Consider the following 26,332-nt stretch of genomic DNA (forward strand, 5'->3'; position numbering starts at 1 on the left):
GCCTCAACAGGCTGACACAAGTCTTTTTTGTACGATTTATTTTGAAGCAGGAAGTTCTGCTTTGTCCACTTCTTTCTCTTGATCCTCTACTTTTTCAAATGCTTTGTCCAAAATTTGAACATTATGCTTTTTCTTCAATTCCTTGATCCACGTACTCATGTTGGAACGTTTGTTTTTATCTTTTACTTTCTCCGTTACCTTTGGACGTACTTCTTCCAGTGTACCGTCGAGTTTTTCTTTGTTTTTCTCATAGTATTCCTTGATTTGCGCTTCCGTGATCGGGTAAGCTTTCTCGAACATCTTGTCCCTTAACATGATCAAACGTGATCTCTCACGCAATGCATCCTCGGTAATTTCTTCTTCAGTCAAATACTCTTGGAATTTCTCTGGCCCCATTTTATCTTTGATTGGGTTAATTTTTGCGTCCAGTTCCTGATCACTCACCGTGATTCCCTGTGCAATCGCTTCTTGTTTATACACTTCCTTCGTGATGAGCTCAGACATCACGCGTTTCCCAGCTTCTTTTTTCATAGCCTCGTATACTTGATCTTTGGAAATAGAGACAGTTCCCACTTTAGCTAGTGCTTCTGTAGAGGAAGATGCAGAATCTTTTCCAGGTGTACAGCCCGCTACAGCGAGACCGAGTACAAGTGCTGAGGCAGCAAGTATAGTTATATTGAATTTTTTCATGAAAAATACCTCACTTTCTTGATAGTAATACGACTGTGCATAGAGCAGCGTTACGGGGACAGGAAAATAAAAACCGCACACATAAAGCAATGTGCGGTCGTCAATCGATTAGCTGGCTTGTGTAGAGGCTTTTTTCCACTCTTCCAAGCGTTTTTCCAGTACGGTGTGATTCAGATGCAAAAGACTGGCTGATTTGCCCATCAATTGCTTGAGATGGGAAAGGGCTCGCTCGTAATTTCCTTTGGCAGCTTCAATCTCTGCCAAGCAGAAGAGCTTCCAGTCTTTTGCCGATCGTTTGCTTGCGATCAGCTGGTAAGCTTCTATCGCACTCTCTACTTCACCCAGGCGGGCGTGCGAGCATGCAATAAGAGCTAAGGAATCAGTCATTCCCTGATCACGCTGGTAAATACGAAACGCCACTTCCAATGATTCATTGTATCGTTCGGATGAATAGTAAACGATCGCCAGGTTGTAAAACAAGTAGTGAATCATCGCTTGATTGAATAACGTTGGTCGTTCTTTGCAAACGTTGATTCCTTGAACGATATATTTTTCGGCCATTTCATAATTGCCAAGCATGATCTCATGGGTTGATTTATCCAGCATAGCGACAGCTCGGGAACGGTTCTTCCGATAGGAAGCCTCCAGCCAGCGCAATCGAATATTCAAACGGCGTTTGAAAAGATTGGCCATGTACTGAAAGCGGAAGGGCCAGTGCAGGCGAATAAACATAACCAACAGCACAGCCGCAATCCCTGCCAGCGTTGATGTCAAATTAAAACTCAAATACTCCACGTAGTGACACCCTCTCTATTTACGCTGCATCTATTACCCCATCTTAGCATAGAACCTGTCCGCATGACAGAGCATTACCGCTATTTCGTCAATGGCAAGATATTCTCTTTTTGGGGGGAAGAGAGCTGCTGCGTTTTGACATAATCGTCGGAAACGGTATAGAGCGTGTCGCCAATCGTGAGTATCCGTTTAATGTTACTGGAGCTGTCGTACCAGCCTTCGCCTGCTTTCGCGACATCTTCCTTCGACAGATGGGTGATCTGATCTGTCAGTTGAAAACCTTTTTGCAGATCGAGCTGATATACATAGGCACCTTGGAAAGTAAAGTGGCCGTACGCGCGCATATCGTTTTTGGCTTTTTGTTCAGCCGTACGCTCGTGGACGGATACAGGGAAAGCTAGCAGATTTTTTTCTTTGGAGAACAGCAGAGCCTTGTGATTGCGCAACAGCTCGGAGTCCGTTCCTCTGTCCCCGATAACAGTCTTGAACTTTTCCTTCGGTTTGGTTACATCACTGACGTCAAAGAGGGCAATTTTCATCCCTTGGTAGTACGCCCAGTCTTTATCTGATTCTGCTTCTTTGCCAAAACCGATGATATGATTTTCATCATACGGGTGTAAATAGTCGCTGTAACCTGGAATTTTGAGGGCACCTAGTACGCTTGGAGCAGAAGGCTTCTTCAGATCGAGAACGAACAGCGGGTCGACTTTTTTGAAGGTGACCATGTAGGCACGATCTCCCATGAAACGGACAGAGTAAATGCGTTCGCCTGGAGCGATGCCTTCTAGCTTTCCAAATATCTCGAGTTTGTTGTCCAGTACATACAAGTTGTTTTTCGAAGTAAGCTCATCGTCTCGCCACATGTCACCGCTCGTGGTGGCAATTCGGAAATAACCGTCGTTTTCATCCATGGAAAACTGGTTCAGAATGCGTCCAGGCACCGACCCTTTTCCAGTATACCGAATGTCTCCCTTGTTCATGGCAAAACGGTAAATGGTTGTATCTGACTCAATGGGAGGTGCAATCAAAGGAGTTGTCACTCCTTTTTGCTTAACGGCTACTGGCTGGGCATTGTTCTGGGTGACGGCTACATACAGATTTTTGGTGGATGCATAGATGTTCTCGCCAGCACCAAGATACGTATTCAGTGACATCTTTTGTTTCGAGTCATCCAGATTCACGCCAGCAACGATCAAATACTCTGGACGAAAGTGATCCGGGAAGTAGCGAATCTCGCTGTAGGGGATGGTTTGGTATTGGTTATGATGGGCGCTGTCTTTATACGTTGGACCTGGCACTTCTGCTTTCTCTTGCATGATACGATACGTATCCATGTAATGGTTGGCTGTCACATACAAGCTCGCGCCGATTTTGCGGGACGACATGTACTGGCCTTCCAGCTCCAATTGACGAATGAGCCGAGGTTGTTTTTTGTCTGTAATATCGTAGATCATGGTTTTCACGGACTGCATGCCTTGGTAACGGGGGATTCCTCTTTTGGAAGCAGGACCAGGAGGATAGGAGATGGTCTCATCCGCTTGCCCGATTACGATGAGTCTGCGTTCGTCTACATACATTTCTTGCGGTACGAATTTTCCATTGTCATAGCTGATACGGCTTGCGACCTTCATCTCGGTGGCTGGATACGCTTTGATGATGCGCACTTCATTTTGCGTGGATTGATAAAGATAAGTGCCGTCTGATTTTACGATATCTGCTTCATCGACGCCCTGCACTTGTGTGTTCGTTGTGGAAAAATCACCGCGAACAGCGCCGCTAGAAGTGTCCGCTACTTTATTGGCTGTGCTGGGTGCTGCTACTGGCATAGCAGTAGTCGTTTCCATGGTGGCGTAGTGGTAGCTGTCCAGGTCTGATGATTGGATGAGCTTTTTTAGCCCCGCATAGGAACCGACTACTGGCAACTCTTCTGTAGATGCGGCTTGAACGGTTGGTTCCGCGATTGTACCCGTCGTGAAAAGGAAGGGTATAGCGGCCACCACCATCACGGAGGCGAGAAGCCCGGCAAATGTTCTTTTCATTTTGATCCCCCTCATATCTGCTTCTTGCCAAAATTTGTTGTCGGTAATAAGACGACGCACGTTTACGGAATGTTTCACACACTCTTTGGGCAGCAATCTACGGACAGGTGGGGGAGCGTGTGCTATAATAATAGGCGGTTTATGCTACCATTTACACCACTACGTCAAAAGGGGCGTCATAGATGGAAAACTTGAAGCAAAGCATTCTGGAACTCATCACGGATACTTCTACGAATCTACCACCAGACGTGCGTCGTGCCGTCAATACAGCTAAAGTGAACGAGGATCTTGGCACACGTGCAGCGCTGTCTTTGTCTACGATTGCGCAAAACGTCGTCATGGCAGAAGAAAATGTTTCTCCGATCTGTCAAGATACGGGTATGCCTACATTCGAAGTGAAAACTCCGGTTGGAGTCAACCAGCTGATCATTAAACAAGCAATCAAAGAAATGATTGCAGAAGCAACCAAAACAGGTAAGCTGCGTTCCAACTCCGTAGATTCCTTGACGGGTGCAAACACAGGGGACAACCTCGGTCCAGGTACTCCTGTCATTCACTTCGAGCAATGGGAAGAGAATGAAATCGAAATCAAGCTGATTCTCAAAGGCGGCGGCTGTGAGAACAAGAACATCCAATACTCCCTGCCCTGTGAGCTCGAAGGCCTGGGCAAAGTGGGCCGCAACCTGGATGGCATTCGCAAGTGCATTCTGCACGCGGTATACCAAGCGCAGGGACAAGGCTGTAGTGCCGGCTTCATCGGCGTAGGAATCGGTGGCGATCGCACTTCCGGTTATGCACTGGCGAAGCATCAATTGTTCCGCAAAGTGAACGATGTCAATCCAATTGCTGATCTGGCTGCATTGGAAGACTACATCATGGAAACAGCAAACCAACTCGGAATCGGAACCATGGGCTTTGGTGGGAACGCTACCCTCTTGGGCTGTAAAATCGGCGTGGAAAACCGCCTGCCAGCGAGCTTCTTCGTATCCGTTGCATACAATTGCTGGGCATTCCGCCGTCAAGGTGTTCGCCTGAACCCGGAGACTGGTGAAATCCTCCGTTATCTGTATAAAGATGAAGAAGTGGCGATGGACTTGACGCCAGTAGCAGCTTCGGACGAAACAGACGATGAACCTCGTGAAGTTGTTCTGCAAGCGCCGATTACGGAAGAACAAATCCGCAGCCTGAAAGTGGGCGATGTGGTTATCATCAACGGCGAAATGCACACAGGACGCGACGCGCTGCATAGCTACCTGATGGATCATGACTGTCCAGTAGACCTGAATGGTGGCATCATCTACCATTGCGGTCCGGTTATGCTGAAGGATCAAGAGGGCGAATGGCATGTAAAAGCGGCTGGTCCGACTACCTCCATTCGTGAGGAGCCGTACCAAGGCGAAATCATCAAGAAATTCGGAATCCGTGCCGTTATCGGAAAAGGCGGAATGGGTGCGAAAACACTGAAAGCATTGAATGAGCATGGTGCTGTTTACCTCAATGCAATTGGTGGGGCGGCACAATACTATGCACGCTGCATCAAAAAAGTAAATGGTGTTGACTTCATGGAATTCGGTATTCCAGAAGCAATGTGGCACTTGCAAGTGAACGGCTTCGCGGCAATTGTAACAATGGATGCGCACGGCAACAGCTTGCATGCGGATGTCGAGAAAACGTCCGCTGAGAGACTGGCTCAATTTGCTGCACCTGTATTTAAATAAGGTATAAAGGGAAAACCTCTGGTGCACTTATGTGTGGCTGGAGGTTTTTTTATTTTTTCGAGGCCAAGAAACAGGGAGGAAAAAGTTGAATGCATGATGAATTTTCGAGGAACTAACCAGGATTGCGGACAGATGGGATTTTCATTTTTGACAGGGGGGACAGAAATGAAATGGTTGATTGCTGATCGCGTCATTATCGGAGATGGAGAGCATGTAATCGAACAAGGCGCTGTTGGGATTGATGAGCGAGGAAAGATTGTAGCAGTAGGGAAAGAATCGGAGCTTACGGATTCCATTTCGGTGGGAGAGGTAAAGCGGTACACCGGATGCTCCATTTTGCCAGGCTTGATCGATTTACATGTTCATATCGGGTATTGGTGGAGCAAACCAGACTCGGCTGAGTATCGCAACAACGATGGACTCGTGGCTTTACTTGCGACAGCGAACTTGAAAGAGGCACTTTCCTTGGGGGTAACGACGATTCGCGATGTAGCAGCACCGGATGGTTTGTGCAGTACGCTGAAGATGGCAGCCAAGAACAAGTTCATTGTTTCCCCTCGTCTTTTTCAGGTAAACCAAGGGATTATTATGACTGGGGGGCACGGTTGGCAATTAGAGGGTGCGCTGCGAGAAGCAAATGGTCCGTGGGAAGTGCGGACAGCCGTACGTGAACAAGTGAGAGCAGGAGCAGACTGGATCAAGCTCATGACGAGCCATCGTACACCAACGCCGGAGTTCACACAAGAGGAGCTGGATGTGGCGGTTGATGAATCGCATCGCTTGGGACGGAAATGCTGTGTGCATGCCTCGACCCAACCTGCTATCCAGATGGCGATTGATGCGGGATTTGATACGATCGAGCACGCGACATTTATGACCGTCGAACAGGCAGAACAGATGAAAGAAAAAGGACTGGTATGGGTACCGACGATGATCACCTTTTTTCAGATTGCTGATTATTACAAGCATATTTGGAATGAGCAGCAACAGGCGAATCAAGGCATATTGAGCGAAGGGCTTATTGAGCAGGGAGCCTTCTTCATCGAATCGGAAAAGGCGTACCGGGAGAACTTCGTACAATTGATGAATACAGGCGTAAAGATCGCTACGGGTACGGATATCGTATTGGAAGGCTATCCGATTACACCTGTGGCAGAAGAGATCAAGCTGATGGTGGAGCTGGGGATGGAGCCAATTCGTGCGATCCAGGCTGCTACCCAAAATGCTGCAGAGGTGCTGGACCAAGGGAGTAAGATCGGTACGTTAGCGCCAGGTTATTTTGCTGATTTACTTGTGGTAAAAGGGGACCCATTACAAGAAATAGAGGTATTGAAGCAAGTAGAGGAAGTGTTTCTTGAGGGTGTGACTGTCTATTCAAAGTGTTGATGGGGCTGAGCCTTGCTCTTTCGGGTTTGCAACGGCGTTTGTACTGGGTGTTTGACTATTCTTTGCAAAAATGGGTATTGGTTTATTGCGCGTATACCAGGGCGGGCATAGGTTAATAACGAATGATCACAGAAAAAAGGAGTGAGATTCGTGAACTATGTAGTCCGTTCGGGAGATACGCTGAACAGCATTGCGGCTCGTTTTGGTGTATCCGTTCAGGAATTAATCCGCGTGAATAATATCGCCTATCCCTACTACATTTACGTTGGTCAAAATTTGTACATCCCGATTACTCCGACACCAGCTCCAGGTGGAGATGTCGAGCGTCGTTTGAATCGACTGGAGAATCGAGTAGATGCGCTTCGCGAAGATTTTCGGAGGCTGGATAATCGAGTAGATCGGTTGGAGAACCGTGTCACTCGTCTGGAGCGGGCCATTACGCCGACACAACCTCCGCGCCCACGTCCGACCGGCACGCCTCGTCCACGCTAAGCAGCAGGATAGAGGGTCGAATATTTTTCCACACTTTCAATTTCCTCTTTGCCCGATCCTGCATAAAATGATACGAGAGGATTAAGAGGAGGTGCGGCCATGCTGGGGTTAAATGGAAAAAACGTCCGACACCATTTCATGGGCGTCTATGGAAAAGTGGTACAGATTCGGGAACTGGTGGATGTGATCGACCAAGTTTTTGACTCTGTAAACAAAGTGGGCGACATAGGAAAGGCGATGCTTGGACCTCGTAAGGCAAGTGCCAAAAAGCTCGACAAGCTGAGATGAATGGCAAAACAATAAAACCGCGTCCATAATGGAGGCGGTTTTTATTTATGATTCATTCTTAGTTCTTAGGGGCAGACTCTATCATCAGAATAACTCATCAGAAAGAAAAAGTCTACTCTTTTTCTAGAAATTCCCTTATATTTTTGGAGCTGTTATCAACTGACTTCAAAAAGGAGAGTGGGATGGAGATGGAAAAGGAAAAGCGCCGCGTAGGCTTGGTTACGGGTGGAGTGCTGATGGGGCTAATCTTGTCATCGTTGGATCAGACGATTGTATCAACAGCCATGCCGACAATTACCAAAGAGCTGGGAGGTCTATCTCTTTATAGCTGGGTGTTCGCCATTTATATGCTTACAGCGACCACGAGCATGCCCATCTATGGGAAAATGGCGGACTTGTTTGGACCAAGAAAAATGTATTTGATCGGTTTGTTTCTGTTTCTCGTGGGATCTCTCCTGTGCGGCATGGCGAATTCCATGACGAGTCTTATTGTAGCGAGAGGAGTTCAAGGGTTGGGCGCTGGGGCATTAATGCCGGTTGCATTCATCATTGTGTGTGAACTGTATCCACCCGAAAAGAGAGGCAAATTTCAAGGCCTTTTCGGAGCTGCATTTGCCATGACGAGTATACTCGGTCCCTCGTTGGGAGGAATTCTCGTGGAGCATCTGCCGTGGGGATGGATTTTCTTTATAAACCTTCCGATCGGTATCGCTGCCTTTTTGATCATTGCCCTAGTCTTTCGTGATCAGTGGCACTACGATAAGAAGCCTGTGATTGATTGGTATGGGGCGATTAGCTTGAGTGCAGCCATCATTCTCATCCTGCTGTCCCTTGTTATGGAGGGGAGGGAATACAAGATCGGGTTAGGGGGAGTGGGTCTCTTACTTCTCAGTTTATTCATCTGGGTTGAAACGAAAGCAAAGGAACCGCTGCTTCCGCTTTCCCTATTTCGCATCCCGGCCATTGGATATGGCAATCTCGTTGGATTCTTTGTGAGTGCCGCTTTGTTCGGTGCAATCGCATACATCCCTCTGTTCGTCCAAGGGGTACGCGGTGCGAGTCCCTCAGAAGCTGGATTCCTTTTAGTGCCGCTCATGCTGTCAGCAGCGATTTCTTCGACGGTTGGGGGAAGATGGATGGCAAAAGCTTCATTTCGGGCGATTCTGATTCCTAGCTTACTCATCATGGCGACAGGCTTTTTCCTTCTAAGCACGATTGATGTAGAGACAACCAACACACAGCTCGTCAGTTACATGATTGTCACAGGTCTAGGCATGGGGGCAATCTATCCGGCACTCGGTACAGCAGCACACAGCGCTGTAAAACCGCAAGATCGGGGCGTTGCCATGTCGACATCGCAATTGTTTCGTTCCATTGGGGGGACGATTGGTATTAGTGTGTTTGGGACCATTGTTGAATGGCGGATGGGGGGAGGAATGGTGTTTAGTGAAGCTATGCACGATGTTTTTGTCACTGGATTGATTCTAATTGGAATCAGTTTGATAGCTAGTGTCCTATTAGGCAATACTCGATTGCTCGACAAAGAACCCCGCCATTCGCGTACATCAAATAGCGGGGTTCCCAAACAATAGGATCACGGTTTTTTATTCATGCCTTCCATCGCCATCCGAACCATCTCTCTTACCATACTGCCACCCAAGCGTCCTCCGATTCGACCAGCATCGTGAGAGGTTAACTGTCCATTGTAGCCGGGCTGTAACGGAACATGAATTTCTTCTGCGACCTCGAATTTGGCCTGCGCGGGATCAGCAACGTGTGCAACCTGCGCTTTGAGGGCGTCCAGTCCTTTTCTCGCCTCGGGGACGAGAGGGCGTTTGCGTCTGCTCATGGTAGATCACCTCACGCCCTAGTGTGCCCAATTAGACGAGTGCTTTGCGCAGGGTAAAATCAGTCTCCTGATAGTAAGAATTAGCAACGAGCAGGTTTGGTCCTGCACATCCAGCAGCAGGGCAGAAGCAATTGATCTTCTGATTCAGCGTGTGTTCCTGCCATTTTCCAAACATCGACTGGAGCTGATCGGTTTGAATATTGCCCAATGGCTCTACATCACCGAAATCGGTCACGATGACATCGCCGGTGAAAATGTTGATGTTAAGACGATTGCGACCATCTGGATCATTGCGAGTCGTCACATTTTTCGCAGAGCGCAGTCTGCTGATCAATTCCCTGTCTGCGGCTTCAGGACTACAAGCGAAAAACGGAAGCGTCCCGAAAAGCATCCACAAATCTTCATTGCGTACATCGAGCATCCGATGAATGGCTTGACGGAGCTCATCGAGTGAAAGTACATCCAGATCACGAGCAAAGTCACTCGCGTACATCGGGTGTACCTCATGTCGCTTGCTGCCCATCTCCTGAATCTGACGGTGGAGAGTATCGAGCTTTGTCCATGTGCGATGATTCAGCATCGTTTCGGCGGAGACAAATACATCTGCTTCTGAGAGCTTGCGAACATTTTCCATCATCTCTAGAAACTGTGCTTCCGCTCTTTTGATTGAAACCGGCTGCCGTGCTTTTGCGTAAACAATATCATGGAATTCCTCGGGAGTAGACCAGTTCCATGAAATATGCATGACGTCGATGTAAGGCAGGATCAACTCATACCGAGAAAACGGCATGGACATGTTGGAGTTGATTTGCGTCCGCAGCCCACGATCTGCTGCATATTGTAGAATAGGCGCGATCACAGTTTTCACGGTGCGCTCGCTGTACATCGGTTCTCCGCCTGTTATACTGATAGTAAGCAGATCTTTTGCTTCATCGAGACGACGGAGTATCAGATCAACAGGCAGAGCGGGATCGTCTTTGTATCGCAATGTATCACCAACCGCGCAATGCTCACAGCGGAGATTGCACAGATTCGTTACAGTAAACTCGACGCTGGTAAGTTTATAGGCGGGGGGTGTAGCATTGAACAACGGCTCCCATGGATCGTGTAAAGGTGTTAATGGTGTAGTTGGAACCATGCGGATCAATTGTGGAAACCTCCTTCATTCTGCGTACAACTCAACCTATTATAACGACATTAGGGCGGAAGGAGAATAGCTAACGAGATGATTATGGGGATGTCTTTTGGACGCGGTGTGCTTTTTCATGATCGAAATGTGCTGGCTTGCGCGGAAGTAAAAGACGGCGTGATCCATATGTGGGCGGAAAAAATCACATTGAAAACGATCGGGAAGCTCTGGTATCGAATATTTTTCTCCTTTCCGTGGTACTATCAATTGTTTCACCTTTTGCTTGCTGGTTATGTACTGGCAGTGATCGTGAAGCCTGACTGGGCCATCATCGATCCAATGTGGGTAGCTGTATACATCGCAGGCTTTCACTTCGTTTTTCCAAAAAAGATGAAAAAATTTCACGGTGCAGAACATAAAGTGTTTAGCTATGGGGGCAAGAAGTCACTAGCAGCACTGAAAGAGATTCAACGGGCAAATATCGTGAATGACGGTTGCTCGACGAATCTGGTCGTGTGGTTTTTTACGGGGTTCATTTTGTCTGTATTCTTTTTACCCTTAGAATGGAGCGTCGCATGCGGGGTAGCAGGACTGCTTGTTGGCATGCTCGGGGATCGCTACGTGCGTAAATATTTCGGTTTTCTTTATAAGCTGTCGGCTTTCTTTCAAAAGTACAGCACGACCAAAGAACCGGATCGGCTTCATCTAGAGACAGCGATCCGCTCGTATATGCTTTTTGAGCACATTCGCGAGGTGGATCGATTGCAAAATGCTTCGTGAGGAAAAAGCGGTGTTTCCACTATGGATACGCCGCTTTTTTTGTTCCATGCACAGGTCGGCTGCGTCATTGAATCCTGAAAAGTATTTTGGTAATATTTGCTCAACTCGATCCTTTTCCTTTGAAAAGGATCGAGGAATATGAGAAGAGGAGAGCTGAGTCGAGATGAGAAAAGAACAGGATGTAGGGGCGTACGAGCAAGTGGGAGTGGCAATGACATGCCGTTCCTATCAAGAGTATGTGGATATGTTTTCGCTCACGGACGAAATCTTGTCGATGGGACCGATTTTGGATGTCGGGGCAGGAGCGTCCTCCTTTACAGCGGAGGCATGCCAATAAGGACGAGAAGCAATTGCAGTTGATCCGCTTTATCAAATAAAGCCTGAAGAGATTTGTACGAAGGGGAAGCGAGAGATCGAGGAATCGACGCAAAAGCTGGCTGGAATCGCACAAACAGCTCGCTTGACCAGCATCAGCAAAACAGAGAAAGGTCACTGGAGCAATTCATTGCCGCGTATCGTGCCGATGAAGGCATCGGTAAAAGCTACGTCGCAGGCTTGCTGCCGGAATTGCCTTTTGCTGACAATCAATTTTCACTGGTGCTTGGCAGTCATTTTTTGTTTTTGTACCAGCAACAGTTCGATGAGCAATTTCACCTGGACGCGATTAAGGAATTGCTGCGTGTTTGTCAGCCTGGCGGTCGAATCAGACTCTATCCGTTAATCGGATTGGATCGCAAACCATATAGCAAGCTACCACAGCTCATGGAAGAAATACAACGGTTCGGCCACACAGCCAGTTTGCAGTTGACGAGCTTTCGGTTTCTAGTGGGCGCAACGCATTATTTAGAAATTCGTAAAGCATAAAAAACAGGGAGGATAGAAGGTGCATATGCGCCCTCGACCTCCCTTTTCTTTTTCCTATTCCCGTTCTAGCGGGCTTTCTTCCAGTTGGCGATACATCTTGCCTTTATCCACATACGATTGGCGAATGCGTACGAATTCTTTCAAGTCAGCCTCGTTGAGTTCGCGTTTTACTTTCGCTGGATTGCCGACAACAAGCGAGCGAGGTGGCACCTTCATGCCTGGAGGAACGAGTGCACCCGCAGCAACCATCGCTTCTTCCCCGATTTCCGCACGATCCAAAACAATCGCACCCATTCCGATCAATGCGCCGCGACGTACCACGCAGCTATGTAAAACAGCATTATGTCCAACGGTCACCTCGTCTTCGAGGATCAACGGGTTGTTCGGACTTTGATGCAGGGTGCTGTTGTCTTGCACACTGACGCGTTTTCCAATGACGGTCGGAGCGATGTCCCCGCGGATCACAGTGTTGTACCAAATAGAAGAATCCTCGCCGATTTCGACATCGCCAGAAACGACGGAGCCTTTTGCCAGGAAAACAGTAGGGTGAATCTTTGGTTTGATGTTTTCGAATGATAAGAGCAGCATAGTAACCTCCTAATCAATGAGTAAGCGAGCAATCTGTTTGCATCGGGCGCGGATGGAAAATGGAGAAGCGACCAGTTGCAGGGTCGCAGTCGATGACTGTCCCGGAAAGCTTGTCTATCTCATGGGTTTGATAAAAGAAATGAATCCCACTAATATCTTGGGCAATATCGTGTTTGTCCGCTTCCGTAATGGCGATGCTATATGTATAGCTGCCACAACCTGTCGTAGTCGGGACGAGTCTGATTCCGAGCTGTTCAGCATCCGATTCTTCCGCAATCATTTGTGCAAGACGTACTGCCGCAGTTGGAGTAATGGTTATCATCGTCCTACCTCCTCGTAGCCATTTCTATTGTACTACAAATGGACCTTCCAAATCCTGCTTGTTGACCATGTAGGAGGCATGTGATAGAGTAAATGTTACTGATTCTGATGTGCAGGAAATGTGGGTAGTCGCTGCCGCAATCGTTTCGGCGATTGGCGGTAGAGGAAAGTCCAGGCTCGCCCAGGCTGAGATGCCTGGAGTGTTCGTACCTGGTGCAAGCCAGGGCAGTGAGGTGTTAAGCCTTGCTGACGGCGTGGAAAGGGCTCTCTCTGAGGCCCGAGTACGCTGAAAGTGCCACAGAAACGTAGCTTTTCTGGCGACAGAAAAGATGGAACGCGGTAAACCCTGCGAGCGAGAAACCCAAATTAGGTAGGGGAACCGTCCTGAAGGAATCAAACGGAAAGGACGGATGGTATCTTCGGATGCCATAGATAGATGGCTACCGCTCTTGGTGCGAGGGATTGCCCCGCTTGAAGCACGGGAGAGACAGAACCTGGCTTATAGCATTTCCTGCTGGAATGAAATGTAAAACCACCTGAGATCTCAGGTGGTTTTTTTACGTTCTGCGAAATATCGTGAACCCGCTACCTATCAATGATTGAAGAACAGTGGAATGATTTACCGTGAACAAGCTATGAAACTTTTTCGGAAGTCTTGTCGTCTAAAAAGAGCATTCGGCCGAAGAAAACAGTTCTACTGCGGACAATTCCATCATTTCTTCAAATGGGAGTGTTTGCTGGAGAGAATGAACTGATAAAACTGTTACATTGATGGAGGGGTTTATTTTGCAAAAAGCAAAGAATAGAGCAAGCAAGGATTTCAAAAAATTATTGGCGACAGCGGTTCTGGCAGGTTCGCTTGCATTACCGGGTACCGGATTGGCTGCTACGGCACTGCCATTCTCCGACATCGGAGGAAACGTAAATAAAGACGCGATTCTGAAATTGAATTATGCGGGTGTGCTGAAAGGTTATACAGATGGCACTTTCAGACCGTATAAAGAAGTGACGAGAGCGGAGTTCGCCAAAGTTGCTGTGCTGGCACTCGGGTACACAGACGCGCAAGCAAAGCTACTACAAGGAAAGACCGTATTTAAAGATCTGCCAGCAGATCACTGGGCAACAGGATACATTAATCTTGCGGTATCCCAAGGCATCATCAAGGGATATCCAGATGGAACCTTCAAACCGAACAACAATGTAAAAATTGCGGAAGCGTTGACTGTTTACGTTCAAGGCTTGAAGATTGACGTTCGTCCATCAGCATCAAGCGAGTGGTACATCCCGTATTTGCTGGAAGCGGACAGAGCAGTTATTTACGATGCAAAGGAAACACCGACAACAGCAGCTCCGCGTGATATCGTTGCGAAGTATACCGATCGCTTTATGGAAACGCCTGTTTACGCAAACGGCGCCTACTACGACAAAGATGGCAATGCAAAAGGAACCATTCAGAAGCTGCCAGTAGTGAAGGGCGCAGTTGCTTCGTATGACAAGTCTGGCAAAAAGCTGAAACTAGTCGGACAAAACAAAGAAATCGAAATTCCTGATTCCGCGCAAGTATACGGCAATCTGGTCGTAGGCGCGCAAGTAGAATACATTACGAAAAACGGCCGAGTGGCTTTCCTCACCGTTGTTACTTCTGATTCCGAAATCGTCGAAGGAATCGTGAAGACTGGCCTTAATTTTACATCGGCTGTAGGCGATGAGAAGAAATTCAAGGCAATCGTCAATGGAAGAGAAGTCGTTTTGGAAGTAGAAGATGGCGTAAATGTAAGCCGTTCTCACATCGGCCAAAAGTTTGTGGCAGTCGTTGGCGACAATGGCAAGATCAAGTCCATCACGATTAGCGACAACACCACAAAAGGAATTGTAGAAAAAGTATCTTCCGTGAGCGGTTCCAACTCAAAGAAAGAGCTAAGAGTAGACGGCACGACCTATACTCTGGATTCCAAAGCAACGATCAAGGGCAAGGCGCATCCAGAGGCAAAAGAAACAAGTGCTTCGTTCTCTGACATCGAAAAAGATGACTTAGTCGAGCTGACACTCAATGTGGACGGCAAAGTATCTGAGCTTGTTTACACGAAGCTGAGTTATACGGATACAATCACCGTTGATACAGACAAAAACCGGATTCGCGTCGGCAGCGTTAATTACGAGGTGCATGAAGATACCGAGTTGTTCGTAGATGAAGACGAAGTAGATGAACTGGATGAGTTGACGAGCGGCCAAATTGCCGTGCTTACGTTTGACAAGAATGGAAATTTGATCAAAGTAGAGCAGGGTGTAGGTGCAGCGACGAACAAGCTGGTCTCAGACACAACTGCGTATGCAGCAGGAAAACTGGCAACGGTGAAAATCGACGGGAAAATCTACGACATCTTGACCAACGCGAAGCTGACTGTCGATGACAGCTCCGTATCTCCAACGACGATTAAAACCGATCAGTTTAATGACCACCGTATCCTTACGTGGAAATACAACGTCGGCACGAATGACATTGTAGAGCTGACTTTGGAAAAGCAAACCGTAAAAGGATACGTGACGAAAAAATCCGGTTCCAAAATTACCGTGAACGGGAAGGTGTATGAGCTCTTGTCCGGCGTCACGATTGACAGCGATGCAGCATCCAACGACAACGAGTACACGCTGACACTCAACAACGCTGGCAAAGTAAAGGCAATTACAGGTGCGCCTAGGAAAGTAAGCGGCGTGGTTGACTCTGTTGAGGTTCGTAACGATGACGGCAAGGTGACTTCCGCGAAAGTAGAGATTAACGGCAAGACGTACGATGTAACGGATGAGGATGCGATTGAAGATGTCGATCAATTTGAATACGTGACATTGACCCTTGATCGGGACGGCGATGTCATTGCTGCTTCCGTTAGTGGAAAACTGGCGAAGGAAAACGTGCGTTTCGTCGGAATTGAATCCCGTGTGAACAAAGACAAATACGTATTCTTCGATGACGTGTCGACGAGCTTGAAGATGACGGAAGACGCAAAGATCAAATACTACAACGGTAATGACTTGAAAGAAAGCGAGCTTACCTCCAAGGACAAAGTGGATTTGTGGACAAATGATCAAGGTCATGTTTATGTTATCGTTGTAGCAAAACGATAAGAAAATAGAAAAAGGCGATCTCTTGCTCGATTCGAGAAGGGGTCGCCTTTTCATTTGTTGGCATAGTCTTTAAAAAGTATTTAATTGAAAATCGTTTTCAATTAAAAGAAGATGTGATATATTCATATTGTTTCGTGCAAAACAAAAAAGAGGAGTGATTTCAATGCAGGTCGATTATGAAGTGATTATTGTTGGTGGTGGACCAGTTGGAATGATGGTAGCTGCAGAGCTGGCGTTGGCTAAAGTGAAGGTGTGCGTACTTGAGCGCTTAAAGGAAACGACCCCGTATTCACGGGCGCTCACTATACATCCGCGCACACTGGAAATCCTGGATATGCGCGGGTTGAAAGCGAAATTACTTGATAGAGGAAAACCGATTTCGACGGCGCATTTTGCTGCGCTTGATACACGCTTGGATTTTTCTGTGTTAGATTCTTCCTCCAACTACACACTGATTATTCCCCAACATGACACGGAGAAGGTACTAGAGGAGTGGGCAAAAAGTCTAGGGGTGGAAATACGAAGGGAAGAGGAGGTAGTGGCCGTACACCAAGATCAGCATGGGGTTGAGGTAGTGGCTTCCGGGCCGAATGGAAAGGCTGTGCTGACGGCACTCTATGTGGTCGGTGCAGATGGCGCTGCCAGCATTGTCCGCAAGCAGGCAGGCATTCCGTTTGTCGGTAAGAATGCGACTTTTACGGCTATGCAAGGGGATGTTGTTTTGAAAAATCCGCCGGAATCGGGAGCTCCTTCCTACTTTAATGAACAAGGTTTGGTCATGATTGTACCCTTGCCAGGAGGGATGCATCGGGTGGTGCTGATCGATTCGGAGCGAATGGCTGTACCAAAGGAAGAACCAGTTACGTTGGAGGAACTGCGCGCTAGTTTGCTGCGTATTCTTGGAGACGATTTAGGAATTTCAGATCCGTTTTGGATGACTCGTTTTGGCAATGCGACCTTGCAAGCTCAGCGTTATCGAGAAGGACGGATTTTCCTGGTGGGAGATGCGGCGCATATTCATTTTCCAGCCGGAGGCCAGGGGATGAACGTTGGCTTGCAAGAGGCAATCAACCTGGGGTGGAAGCTGGCGGCCCATTTAAAAGGCTGGGCACCGGAGTGGCTGTTGGACAGCTATCATACGGAGCGTTTCCCCATCAATACCGCTTTACTAACGAATACACAGATGCAATCATTGCTGTTCGGTAGTTCGGAATTCTCCCCATCCGTCATAGCTTTGAGGAATATGCTGTCCAACCTGCTGCAAATACCCGAGGCAAATTATCGGTTGGCTACTCAAATCTCTGCGTTCAATGTCCAGTATGAACCGGTTGGGGAGATGCAGCAGCATGTATTGAATGGTCGACGTTTTACAGAGTTGAATCTGCGTCTGGAGAACGGTGAGTGCCAGTATGCATACGAGCTTTTTCATTCTGGTTCATTCCTATTGCTCCATTTCGGCTCGGATAAACGATTGGACGATGCTCTCGATTGGTCGAAATACAAGCATGTCCATGTAGTTCGCGCTTCGTTTGCTAAGGGAGCTGCTGATTGGCATGACGTGCATACTGCGTTGATTCGACCGGATGGATATGTCGCATGGGCGGTTTCCCAAGAGGAGTCTAATCCGATGGAAGCTATTCGGAAAGGAATCACCAACTGGTGCGGACATTATTAACTGCATTAATATTGTTTCGTGAAAAACAAAACAAAATTGTTTTTCTCGAAACAATCAGTATATAATGGAGAGGAGATAGTAATCTAGGAGACATGATATGCAAAGTACAGAACTTTCCAAGCAGCGGATCATACAGCTTTACATACAGCTAATCACGCAGCAAGAGCTACGAGAAAGCAAATTGACTGAGCGAATGGCAGAAGAGATGAAGAAGCTGGAATCCGAGATGGGGATGAAGCTAAACCTTACCCTATCCGAAATTCATTTCATTGCCTGTATCGGGGATCATGGTCCCATCAATGTCACCACGATTTCGGAAAAAGTCAATTTAACGAAAGGGTCCATAACACGGATCAGCAAAAAGTTATGGAAGCTTGATTTAATTAAAAGGCAACAGCTGGTTGATAATAAGAAAGAAGTGTACTATCGGTTAACCGCAAAGGGACAAAAGCTGTATAAGATTCATCACCAGATGCATCAGGACATTGAACAGCGATTTAAGAGCTTTCTGGATAAATACACACCGGAGCAATTAGCATTTTCCCGCGAACTGCTGGAGGACTTGCTGGATTGGGATTTCTGAAATCGTAGACAAAGGGGCGCCATCACACTGATGGGGCCTTTTTTTTGCCTCGGGGGCCTCTTGACAACTGATACGGTTTGTCACGTTGATCTAGTAACATAGGTTCAAGAAACATAATTATCACCAAGAATAATTATATCAGTCGACTTCGCGTGAAAAATATGTCTGTGAACAGAACTCTCGATAAGTAAAAAGCCGAATTACCCCACGGTAACCCGGCTTTTTTGCTTATTTAACCTTAGGGTTGAATTTTGCATTTCTCATAGGATACCGCTCTTAGTTAGGTATACGTCTGTCTTTCCACTCGTCAACGTCTCTTGGATCGATGTTGAGAACTTCGCAAATATGTAGCGCAATCGTCACGGAGGGAACGGTAATCCCGTATTCTATGTTCTGATAATGTTTCAAGGATACGTTTATTGTCCTGCTTATTTTTTCCTGGGATAATTTCTTGTCTATTCGCGCATCTTTTAGTTTCAAATCTGGGAAGCTCTCCTTGATTCGTTTACTCATATGTTAAACTGTTAGCGAATTTTTAATCACCCACAATACTAGGCGAATTAAAATACACGAAGTATACTTACTAATGTTGCCAAGTTTTTACATTTCGATAACCTGATCTGTTTGTTTCTAAAAACTAAAATGAAAGTGGAATGAAATTTCATAGAAGGATGTGAACCGCATGCATGAGCAATACAATTGACGGATCATAAATAAGTTCAAGGGGATTTAATGGTAAATATTTACAAAATATTATGGCAGTTGTAAAATGTGGAAAGTTGAGTATTTCTTATGTACATGACTAAGGGGGATTTCTTTTAGTATGGAAACAAGAAAAACAATACAAAAATCGATACGCTCTGAAATAGATAGAAATATGAAAGAGAACGGATATACACTTAGTAAACTAGGTGAATTGAGTTGTGTTAATCCAGGACATTTGAGTGAGATCCTTAATAGCAATCCACCACGTGCCATTACAATTGGTCAGCTTGACACGTTGGCTAAGGTCTTTAAAAAGGCTCCTGGTTGGTTGTACGAGTTGTACTCGGAAGAGTGCATAGCCGAGGAAAAAATCTCACGGCCACGTTTGACCCCTTATTTGGTTCGATGTGCCGAGATTGGGCGTCAGGATTGTATTGAAGCGGTTGTCTCAAGATTGCTAGAGAACCCTAAAAATGTTTCCATTCTCTTCATTGTTGCAGAACAATTATTTCAAAATGGTGGACATGCTTCGTCAGTCCCCTTTTATCAGCTAGTGATCGAAACGGAAAAAGATAGTCATTCGGACCATTTTGTGATAAGTCAATATCGGTTATTTCGTGCAGTACAAAGTACAAATGCTGAAGACAACTGGAAAGCCGTCATACGGTTTGAACCTTATCGGAACAGATTGTCCGAAAGTCACCAATTGGCCGCGTTGCTACATCTAGCGAATGCGTGCTACATGTTGCAGAAATGGAAAGATGTTGAAAAATATGCCGACGAATTACGGACCTTAGCTATTGCAGTCTATCAGGATCAACTACGCAAGAAAGAGAGCGGTAAAACGGATGAAATGTTACATACGGAACGTCATCTAGTTGTATACTATGGCCAAAGCTCCTTGCTAAAAGGAGTTGCTCTCACTATGCAAGAACAATATGAAGAAGCGGAAAAACATGTGCTCGATTATACTGATCTTAGTTGGTTTGAACTGTTAGATGAGATAGGTCATAAAGAAGTAAAGAAATTCAATGTATGGGGCAGGGCTAACTTATATGGACTTAGCTTGAAGAAGGGGAACGTGAATATCCTCTCAGAGTATGTTGCTTTCTTAAAGGAACATCCAAATGAAATTCTCCCTGGGATGTTGACCATCATCGAAGCAGCCAATAAACATAATTTTTGCATAGATGAGCTACTACATCGTTATTCTGCTAATCTATCCAGCTTTCATGACCATCAGAACCCTATAAATTTGAGTCAGAATTTTCACTTTTGGGATCAAAAGACTGAATATGAATTTAGAAAAGGAAACACGTCACAAGCGATAGATCAGTTACTGCTGTGCCTGGATTTATCTGACAAAATGACCTATCACCAAGGATTTAAACGTTGTGTCACAAAGTTTTGGAAACACTTGCCACACGCAACAAATGAGCAAAAAGATCGCTATGAAGCCATTTTAGAAGGGAGAGTGTGAATATGAAGAAATTTTTTGTTTTGTTATCCATGGCTTTGAGTTTTGGGCTATTTTCCAGTGTTGGCCAGGCTTCTATAGGAAGCGAAACGCCATCTATTTCTACTGTTTCTCCTCCTCCAGTTATGCAATATCATCACGGCGTAGGAGGCTAAATAGAGTTTGATAAAGGGTTCGAAAAAGCATCCCAAACAAAAAAGGGATGCTTTTGTTATTTTCCCATTTTTCTAAGAACAGTGAATTTGGGAAATTGCAGTATAGTTATAAATGTATCTATTGTAAAATAAAGGGAGGTGATAAAAATAGGAGCAATTGCATATAGAAAGGGCGTTCCACCCATTCGTCAGGTTCATGGAACGCCCGCAGGAGGAGCAGATACAGCTCCTATAAGTAAATGTACCACGCTACCGTTAGATCGGGAAGGAGGAACTTATCACGATGTAGATCATTTGAAAAACATTGTGGAACAATTACGGGAACAACTGGTGCAATTGTTTTTGGATAAGAATGATTTGTTGGATGATGAAGTCGTGGAATTAAGTCAGCAATTGGATCAGTACATTCTGGTAATTCAATCAAGAATGATGAAGAAAGAATGTGAGCAAGTGTAGTAAGGGAAAAATCTAGCGTCAAAGGATCTTAGGGGTACCACCAACAAAGTGCGGATTTTGTACGCTAAGCTCCGATTGACAGAAAAAACGCCGAAATCCTGTACGTTAAGGATTACCGGCTTCGATTTTTCTAAGAGGTAAACAAAAATCGAGTGTGCTTTTTGTGATAATATGATATATTGGTAAAAAATGGGAGGTATAGAGTTGAAAAAATTCGTTAGCTCTACCGTTGCAATATTGTTTGTACTCGCTACCTTAGTACCTACTTCATTGGCTTACACAAAACCGTCTGGAAATGTTTGCGGTAAAGATGACAAAACTCCAGGCCGTTCAAGTACAAGTCAAATTTCTTACTACAAGATTCCACATGAAGTAGAATATCAATCGGATAATTCAGAAAAATCTAGAGTTTCTCCTTTGGCACTTGACTCTTGGGTATACAGTAGTGAGACTAAAGCATGCGGTCAACCATTTCCCGTTGAGGAATATGAAAATACGAACCCACAACCTTTTAATTACACATTCACAGCAAAAGCAACAAAATCAACCACATACAATGTGGGTGTGAATGCATCGTTTCAAGCTGCGTTTAATGCAACAATGGGTTACCAAGCGACAAATACTGTTGAAAGATCTTCTCAATTTTCCGTTACGGTTCCGAAAGGTACAACAGTATATTTAAAGGCTTCACCCTCTCTGACTGTTATAAAAGGTAAATGGAAATACTTAACAGGTTCACAAAATGTGGATGTGTACTATCCTACCCATTTGAAATGGATAACTGAATAGTAAAAAAGATGGGGACTCTGATGAGTCCCCATCTTTACCATTACTCTATTTCTTGATAAGGAGACAGGGATATATGAGAAAAAAGTATATATACATTATTGGATTACTTTTAGGGCTATTACTAGCTTCTTGTACTAACGCTACTGATAATAAGGTTTGCTACATGGTGAAAAATGAGGCGAGTTACGAATCATATTGGACAAAAGGTTCTCAAAACCTGTTCGTATTAAATTTAGCATTCAATCATTCCCCTGCCCTCGAATTTGATCAAAGTAAAATTGATTCCATCGAGTTATTACCCAGTACAGACTTAGTTAAAATTAATAAATTTTTCATAGAGGAAAATCCTCCTCAAAATAACTTAAATCAAAAAGCTTTGTTTGTTCATTTGTTAACACAAAAAGAAGGGACTCATGTCTTCACGCAAATTGCTTTTAATACGAAAAATGAAAGAGTAGTTTTAGATTTAGGTAAAGCAAATATAAACATTCATAAGGGAGTGTTTTCAGGTATATCTGCACTCTCCAATAACATAGGAGTATTTTCAAAAGGGACACCATTAGAAATTGCACCGAGGAATGAAAATAAATATCCTGTTATGATAAAGGGGATTAAAATAGATAATCCATATGTAGCATATAGCGAGAAAGATGTAAAAATAGTTATAAACAACCAAGAAGTTCCGATACCTAAAGCAGGTTACCAGTTAAAACCAAAGGAACAGATCAAACTAATAGTTGATTGGAAGATAAATTTCCCCCCAAACCAAATAGTTAATATTGATTTAAGACCGCTACTAATAAGCGAAAGGCAAGGGATGGTAGAATATTCCGATATACCAAATATGATATTTAGAAATGATTTTTAAAAAAGCCTTCGCTACATGATCCTCTACGCCGGGCACGAACACGGCGAGGTTGGTCACCTTGCCGTCGAGCGGGAGTGGGAGTCTGTTGAGTGCGAAGCGCAGCTTCGCGGTCGGCGGCGGTGTCCACAGACTCGAAAGCCCGGCGGTGTCGGTCCGCTCAGCATCGAAGGCCGCCTGCAGGTCGAAGGTGAGGAGTACGTCAGTGACGCGTCCGAGCCCCACGGGATTCACGCCCGGGGGCAGCTCCAGCGTCAAGTGGTCGTGAACGCAGTGCCCTCGAACGGAAGTAGTTGCTCGCCGAGCAGGCCGTGCAACTCCAGGTCGCGCAGGACCCGGAATTCGCTGATCGGGTAGGCGTCGGCGAATCGCAGCAGCAGGACGCGCTCAGCTGCAGGAGAGCCGACGGAGTAGCGAAAACTCCATGTTGGTAAGGATCCCGCGCGGCCGCTCCACGGTGCCCGGATGGCTGGCCTGGAGGTCGTCGTTGTTTACTGAAAATAATGTATTAGACACGAAAAATAAAGTGCTAGACTGTGAAAATATAAATATAGACTAAGCAAATAAAGATTTAGACTTAATGCCGATCATTAGGCTAACTGGCAGTTTAGTTTTAATCGTTCTCTACAGGTCATTGCTTTTTTCATTTTGTTATTATTATAAGCAGAAGATTCCAAAAGGAGAGTCTCTCTGAATGGCCAGAACACTAAATGATAGTTTAATAGAGGCAGACATCGTTTCGTTGCAGTTGGCGATGGAATCAGGCGAGTTATCGTCAGCAGCTTGCGTTAGCTGGTATTTGGAACGAATCGAACGGCTCAACCCGAAGCTGAAAGCGGTGCTGGAAGTCAACCCGGACGCGATAGCGGTCGCGGAGAGACTTGACGCGGAGCGACGGGAACACGGGGCTCGCGGACCGCTTCACGGCATCCCGCTCTTGCTCAAGGACAATATTGATACAGGTGACTGCATGCATACTAGTGCCGGTTCGGTTGCTCTTGCTGAACATTTCGCTCAAAAGGATTCGGCCGTGGCCGCGCAATTAAGGGCTGCGGGATGTGTATTCCTTGGTAAGGCAAACATGACGGAATGGGCTAACTTCATGTCGGGCACGATGTGGGCGGGGTATAGCTCCAGGGGCGGTCTGACGCTTAATCCTTATGGGCCCGGCGAGTTGTTTGTAGGCGGCTCGAGTTCGGGCTCTGGCGCGGCGGTTGCCGTGAATCTGTGTGCTGCTGCCATTGGCACAGAAACTTCGGGTTCGATCATCAGCCCGTCCTCACAAAACGGCATCGTCGGTATAAAACCGACTATCGGGCTCGTCAGTCGTACAGGAATCATTCCGATTACACATAGCCAAGATTCGGCCGGTCCGATGACGCGTACGGTCAGGGACGCCGCGATCTTACTCGGGGCCATGACGGCGGCAGATCCGGAAGATGCGGCTATGCTAGAGAATAGGCGAATAGCGTATACGGATTATACGCCTTTCTTGGACGCGAACGGTTTGCAAGGCGCGAGAATTGGCGTTCCACGATATTATTATCGAGGATTGGACCAAGCCCGGGTGGCGATTATCGAGCGGGCGATCACCTTGTGCAAGGAACGCGGGGCGATCGTCGTAGACCCGGTATCGTTGCCGTGCGAGAGTGCGAAGTGGGACTGGGACGTGATGCGGTTCGAATTCAAAAAAGGACTGAACGACTATCTCGCTAAAGCTGGCCCCGGCGCATTCGTTCGGTCGTTAGATGAACTCATAGCCTATAACGAAGAGAATCGCGACGTCGCGCTTAAATATGGGCAAGACACGCTGATCTGGTCGAATGGAACAAGCGGCACATTGTCTGAACAGGTGTACGCCGAGAGTTTGCGCCTTAACCTTGAGTTATCCCGTGACCAAGGCATCGACCACGTGATACGCGAACATCGGCTGGACGCGCTGCTGTTCCTAGGCAACGAGGAAGGGATTGATTTGTCCGCGCGTGCGGGGTATCCTGCAATTACCGTGCCCGGCGGGTACGCAGAGACAGGCATCATCGCCGAAGGCGGCTATACGACCAAAGGGCCGCAGGGAATCACTTTCGTCGGAACCGCCTACAGCGAGCCCTCGCTTTTCCGTCTCGCTTACGCCTACGAACAAGCAAGCCAATACCGGTTTGCGCCGACAGATCCGGTTTAGTCTCCAATTCCGTCCGTTAAGGAACTGTAGGCTTACTTCACAATAACCTAAAGGGTACGTTTGTTGAATGACACCAGCGGCGGACCAAGTCTTTATTTTTCAAGTCTTGGTCCGCCGCTGTTTCTTTATAATGGATCAGACTACAACTCATTTTTCAAAAGCTAACGATTTTTTAATTCAAAAACCGCGTCAATCAACGACCACCAGTTTAATTACTTATTTTCACCGAACAGTCGTCAGTGAGGGTAAACATGCAGCGGCCGGTCTGTTTGAGCTGCCCGAATGCAAGTGGCAGGTCGCGCGTGCGAGGGAGTAGGTGCGGGTGAGCGGCAGGCTCAACCGGGCGTAGCTGAGGCGATATCCAGGGACAGCCGGTCGACGCCGCGCATGCGTGGGTCGAAGTATCCTAGCCGGAAGAGGTCAGAGAGCTGACGAAAACTACCGTAGGCGATAAAAAGTCTTAAATCCATTTGCACGAGTCTTGCGAAAGTCTGAATAGAGTTCGTTTTGGAAAATGGAAAGTGGGAGCAAAATAAATAAAGTACAACCAGGGAGGTAGCTTTTGCTATCTATTTAACATTGAGATTTAAATTATTCAAGAATAAAATTGCACTTATTACCATGTTGATCCCTTTGATTGGTGCATATTATTCTTGTTCAGAGAAAATAAAGTATTAGACTGATGTTGTTGATTTGTTGCTATTACTGTCTAAGAAAGCTCTTTACCTTAGAAAAATAGGTATTAGACTATTCAATCCTTCCATACAAAAGGCCAGTCAAAACACAAAAATAAAGTGTTAGACTGGCCTGGTTTATTGAGCTATCGTACCCGTTAGTTCCATGCGATAAATCTGTTCCTATGCCAATTGTTTCGCGATCTCCCAGGCATGTCCTGCCGGATCGATGAATGAAGCCGTTCGCACTCCCCAGGGTCGGTCGATCGGACCGTTCAGTAGAGCAACCCCACGTTTTTTCAATTCTTCACAGACCTCATCCACGTCATCGACCCAAATGGTGAGCAGGAAACGGAATCCGGATTCACGTGTTGCGACTGTTCCCGGCTTCATCAATTCGTGTGACTCGGAAATATCCAAAAGGTTCACGCTCATATTCCCGAAGTTAAACACCGACGAGACCTCGTCTTCATATACGGCTTGAAATCCGAATACCTCCTGATAGAATGCCTTTACCTTCTGAAAATCCTCAACAAACAGCGTAATGACATCCACATTCCTAGATCCTAAACTCTTCATATGAACACCCTGCTTTCTGCTTGTAAATTGTTGTCATTCATTCAATCATAGCAGGTATGAAAATTGATATTTCTTATGAATTGCTTTCTTTTTCACTAAACTGAATAATAAAGTGATAGACTGCCTCATCGTA

General features: G+C 46.2%; 26 protein-coding genes and 1 other RNA gene. 18 read left to right on the forward strand and 9 right to left on the reverse strand.

Annotated elements, in window-relative coordinates; translation table 11 throughout:
- Window positions 1–36: 36 nt before the first annotated feature.
- From ACM6JA_RS05950 to ACM6JA_RS05960, 3 genes are all read right to left on the reverse strand, one after another.
- The gene (locus ACM6JA_RS05950; protein WP_414851575.1) at window positions 37–690 is read right to left on the reverse strand and encodes a SurA N-terminal domain-containing protein; all 654 of its coding nucleotides are present in this window, start codon (window positions 688–690) and stop codon (window positions 37–39) included.
- 108 nt (window positions 691–798) lie between these two features.
- Entirely contained in the window at window positions 799–1,485 is a 687-nt protein-coding gene (locus ACM6JA_RS05955) for a tetratricopeptide repeat protein (protein ID WP_007724297.1), read from the reverse strand.
- A gap of 80 nt (window positions 1,486–1,565) precedes the next feature.
- Window positions 1,566–3,524: a beta-propeller domain-containing protein gene (locus ACM6JA_RS05960; protein ID WP_414851576.1), complete on the reverse strand. Its 1,959-nt coding sequence runs from the start codon at window positions 3,522–3,524 to the stop codon at window positions 1,566–1,568.
- Window positions 3,525–3,706: 182 nt separating this feature from the next.
- Here ACM6JA_RS05960 and ACM6JA_RS05965 point away from each other — a divergent pair, with 182 nt between their 5' ends.
- From ACM6JA_RS05965 to ACM6JA_RS05985, 5 genes are all read left to right on the forward strand, one after another.
- Window positions 3,707–5,242, forward strand: coding sequence for a fumarate hydratase (locus tag ACM6JA_RS05965; RefSeq protein ID WP_414851577.1), 1,536 nt, complete (start codon window positions 3,707–3,709; stop codon window positions 5,240–5,242).
- Window positions 5,243–5,407: 165 nt separating this feature from the next.
- Complete coding sequence (locus ACM6JA_RS05970) at window positions 5,408–6,628, forward strand: amidohydrolase family protein (protein ID WP_414851578.1); 1,221 nt, start codon at window positions 5,408–5,410, stop codon at window positions 6,626–6,628.
- Between the two features lie 150 nt (window positions 6,629–6,778).
- Window positions 6,779–7,120: a LysM peptidoglycan-binding domain-containing protein gene (locus ACM6JA_RS05975; RefSeq protein WP_007724314.1), complete on the forward strand. Its 342-nt coding sequence runs from the start codon at window positions 6,779–6,781 to the stop codon at window positions 7,118–7,120.
- 99 nt (window positions 7,121–7,219) lie between these two features.
- A complete protein-coding gene (locus ACM6JA_RS05980; protein WP_007724315.1) occupies window positions 7,220–7,408 on the forward strand; it encodes a hypothetical protein in 189 nt (62 codons plus the stop codon).
- A 182-nt stretch (window positions 7,409–7,590) separates the two neighbouring features.
- Window positions 7,591–9,000 carry an MDR family MFS transporter gene (locus ACM6JA_RS05985; RefSeq protein ID WP_414851579.1) on the forward strand — a complete coding sequence of 470 codons (1,410 nt, stop codon included), beginning with the start codon at window positions 7,591–7,593 and terminating at the stop codon, window positions 8,998–9,000.
- A 2-nt stretch (window positions 9,001–9,002) separates the two neighbouring features.
- Here the strand turns inward: ACM6JA_RS05985 and ACM6JA_RS05990 are convergent, their stop codons facing one another.
- On the reverse strand, window positions 9,003–9,257 hold the full coding sequence (locus tag ACM6JA_RS05990; protein WP_007724320.1) for an alpha/beta-type small acid-soluble spore protein: 255 nt from the start codon (window positions 9,255–9,257) through the stop codon (window positions 9,003–9,005).
- Between the two features lie 31 nt (window positions 9,258–9,288).
- Window positions 9,289–10,404, reverse strand: a complete 1,116-nt coding sequence (gene yfkAB / locus ACM6JA_RS05995) for a radical SAM/CxCxxxxC motif protein YfkAB (protein ID WP_414851580.1) — start codon at window positions 10,402–10,404, stop codon at window positions 9,289–9,291.
- Between the two features lie 78 nt (window positions 10,405–10,482).
- Between yfkAB and ACM6JA_RS06000 the strand changes: the two genes are divergently transcribed.
- From ACM6JA_RS06000 to ACM6JA_RS06010, 3 genes are all read left to right on the forward strand, one after another.
- Window positions 10,483–11,166, forward strand: a complete 684-nt coding sequence (locus tag ACM6JA_RS06000; RefSeq protein ID WP_414851581.1) for a DUF1385 domain-containing protein — start codon at window positions 10,483–10,485, stop codon at window positions 11,164–11,166.
- Window positions 11,167–11,329: 163 nt separating this feature from the next.
- A complete protein-coding gene (locus tag ACM6JA_RS06005; protein ID WP_414851582.1) occupies window positions 11,330–11,503 on the forward strand; it encodes a hypothetical protein in 174 nt (57 codons plus the stop codon).
- 53 nt (window positions 11,504–11,556) lie between these two features.
- Window positions 11,557–12,030, forward strand: a complete 474-nt coding sequence (locus ACM6JA_RS06010; RefSeq protein ID WP_414851583.1) for a methyltransferase domain-containing protein — start codon at window positions 11,557–11,559, stop codon at window positions 12,028–12,030.
- Window positions 12,031–12,084: 54 nt separating this feature from the next.
- Here the strand turns inward: ACM6JA_RS06010 and ACM6JA_RS06015 are convergent, their stop codons facing one another.
- Both ACM6JA_RS06015 and ACM6JA_RS06020 read right to left on the reverse strand, forming a co-directional pair.
- Window positions 12,085–12,618, reverse strand: coding sequence for a gamma carbonic anhydrase family protein (locus ACM6JA_RS06015; RefSeq protein ID WP_007724325.1), 534 nt, complete (start codon window positions 12,616–12,618; stop codon window positions 12,085–12,087).
- Window positions 12,619–12,631: 13 nt separating this feature from the next.
- Window positions 12,632–12,940: an iron-sulfur cluster biosynthesis family protein gene (locus ACM6JA_RS06020; RefSeq protein WP_414851584.1), complete on the reverse strand. Its 309-nt coding sequence runs from the start codon at window positions 12,938–12,940 to the stop codon at window positions 12,632–12,634.
- 116 nt (window positions 12,941–13,056) lie between these two features.
- On the opposite strand from ACM6JA_RS06020, the gene rnpB reads away from it, so the two are divergent.
- From rnpB to ACM6JA_RS06040, 4 genes are all read left to right on the forward strand, one after another.
- Window positions 13,057–13,446: RNase P RNA component class B (rnpB, locus tag ACM6JA_RS06025), an RNA gene on the forward strand.
- A 264-nt stretch (window positions 13,447–13,710) separates the two neighbouring features.
- Window positions 13,711–16,062 carry an S-layer homology domain-containing protein gene (locus ACM6JA_RS06030; protein WP_414851585.1) on the forward strand — a complete coding sequence of 784 codons (2,352 nt, stop codon included), beginning with the start codon at window positions 13,711–13,713 and terminating at the stop codon, window positions 16,060–16,062.
- A 163-nt stretch (window positions 16,063–16,225) separates the two neighbouring features.
- Window positions 16,226–17,737, forward strand: a complete 1,512-nt coding sequence (locus ACM6JA_RS06035) for a monooxygenase (RefSeq protein WP_414851586.1) — start codon at window positions 16,226–16,228, stop codon at window positions 17,735–17,737.
- 97 nt (window positions 17,738–17,834) lie between these two features.
- Window positions 17,835–18,320 (forward strand): MarR family transcriptional regulator, encoded by a 486-nt coding sequence (locus ACM6JA_RS06040; RefSeq protein ID WP_414851587.1) that lies wholly within the window; start codon window positions 17,835–17,837, stop codon window positions 18,318–18,320.
- A gap of 276 nt (window positions 18,321–18,596) precedes the next feature.
- Here the strand turns inward: ACM6JA_RS06040 and ACM6JA_RS06045 are convergent, their stop codons facing one another.
- On the reverse strand, window positions 18,597–18,833 hold the full coding sequence (locus tag ACM6JA_RS06045; protein WP_414851588.1) for a helix-turn-helix transcriptional regulator: 237 nt from the start codon (window positions 18,831–18,833) through the stop codon (window positions 18,597–18,599).
- 310 nt (window positions 18,834–19,143) lie between these two features.
- Here ACM6JA_RS06045 and ACM6JA_RS06050 point away from each other — a divergent pair, with 310 nt between their 5' ends.
- The 6 genes from ACM6JA_RS06050 to ACM6JA_RS06075 all read left to right on the forward strand — a co-directional run bounded on the left by ACM6JA_RS06050 (window position 19,144) and on the right by ACM6JA_RS06075 (window position 24,946).
- Entirely contained in the window at window positions 19,144–20,505 is a 1,362-nt protein-coding gene (locus tag ACM6JA_RS06050) for a DNA-binding protein (RefSeq protein ID WP_414851589.1), read from the forward strand.
- A 2-nt stretch (window positions 20,506–20,507) separates the two neighbouring features.
- On the forward strand, window positions 20,508–20,657 hold the full coding sequence (locus ACM6JA_RS06055; RefSeq protein ID WP_414851590.1) for a hypothetical protein: 150 nt from the start codon (window positions 20,508–20,510) through the stop codon (window positions 20,655–20,657).
- A 294-nt stretch (window positions 20,658–20,951) separates the two neighbouring features.
- Window positions 20,952–21,113, forward strand: coding sequence for an aspartyl-phosphate phosphatase Spo0E family protein (locus ACM6JA_RS06060; protein WP_414851591.1), 162 nt, complete (start codon window positions 20,952–20,954; stop codon window positions 21,111–21,113).
- 204 nt (window positions 21,114–21,317) lie between these two features.
- Window positions 21,318–21,902: a hypothetical protein gene (locus ACM6JA_RS06065; protein WP_414851592.1), complete on the forward strand. Its 585-nt coding sequence runs from the start codon at window positions 21,318–21,320 to the stop codon at window positions 21,900–21,902.
- A gap of 73 nt (window positions 21,903–21,975) precedes the next feature.
- A complete protein-coding gene (locus tag ACM6JA_RS06070) occupies window positions 21,976–22,770 on the forward strand; it encodes a hypothetical protein (protein ID WP_414851593.1) in 795 nt (264 codons plus the stop codon).
- A gap of 691 nt (window positions 22,771–23,461) precedes the next feature.
- Window positions 23,462–24,946, forward strand: a complete 1,485-nt coding sequence (locus ACM6JA_RS06075) for an amidase family protein (RefSeq protein ID WP_414851594.1) — start codon at window positions 23,462–23,464, stop codon at window positions 24,944–24,946.
- A gap of 857 nt (window positions 24,947–25,803) precedes the next feature.
- Here the strand turns inward: ACM6JA_RS06075 and ACM6JA_RS06080 are convergent.
- Window positions 25,804–26,199: a VOC family protein gene (locus tag ACM6JA_RS06080; protein WP_414851595.1), complete on the reverse strand. Its 396-nt coding sequence runs from the start codon at window positions 26,197–26,199 to the stop codon at window positions 25,804–25,806.
- Between the last annotated feature and the right edge of the window lie 133 nt (window positions 26,200–26,332).

The organism is Brevibacillus sp. IT-7CA2, from assembly GCF_949767855.1.
In the GTDB taxonomy this organism is placed as follows: Bacteria; Bacillota; Bacilli; order Brevibacillales; family Brevibacillaceae; genus Brevibacillus.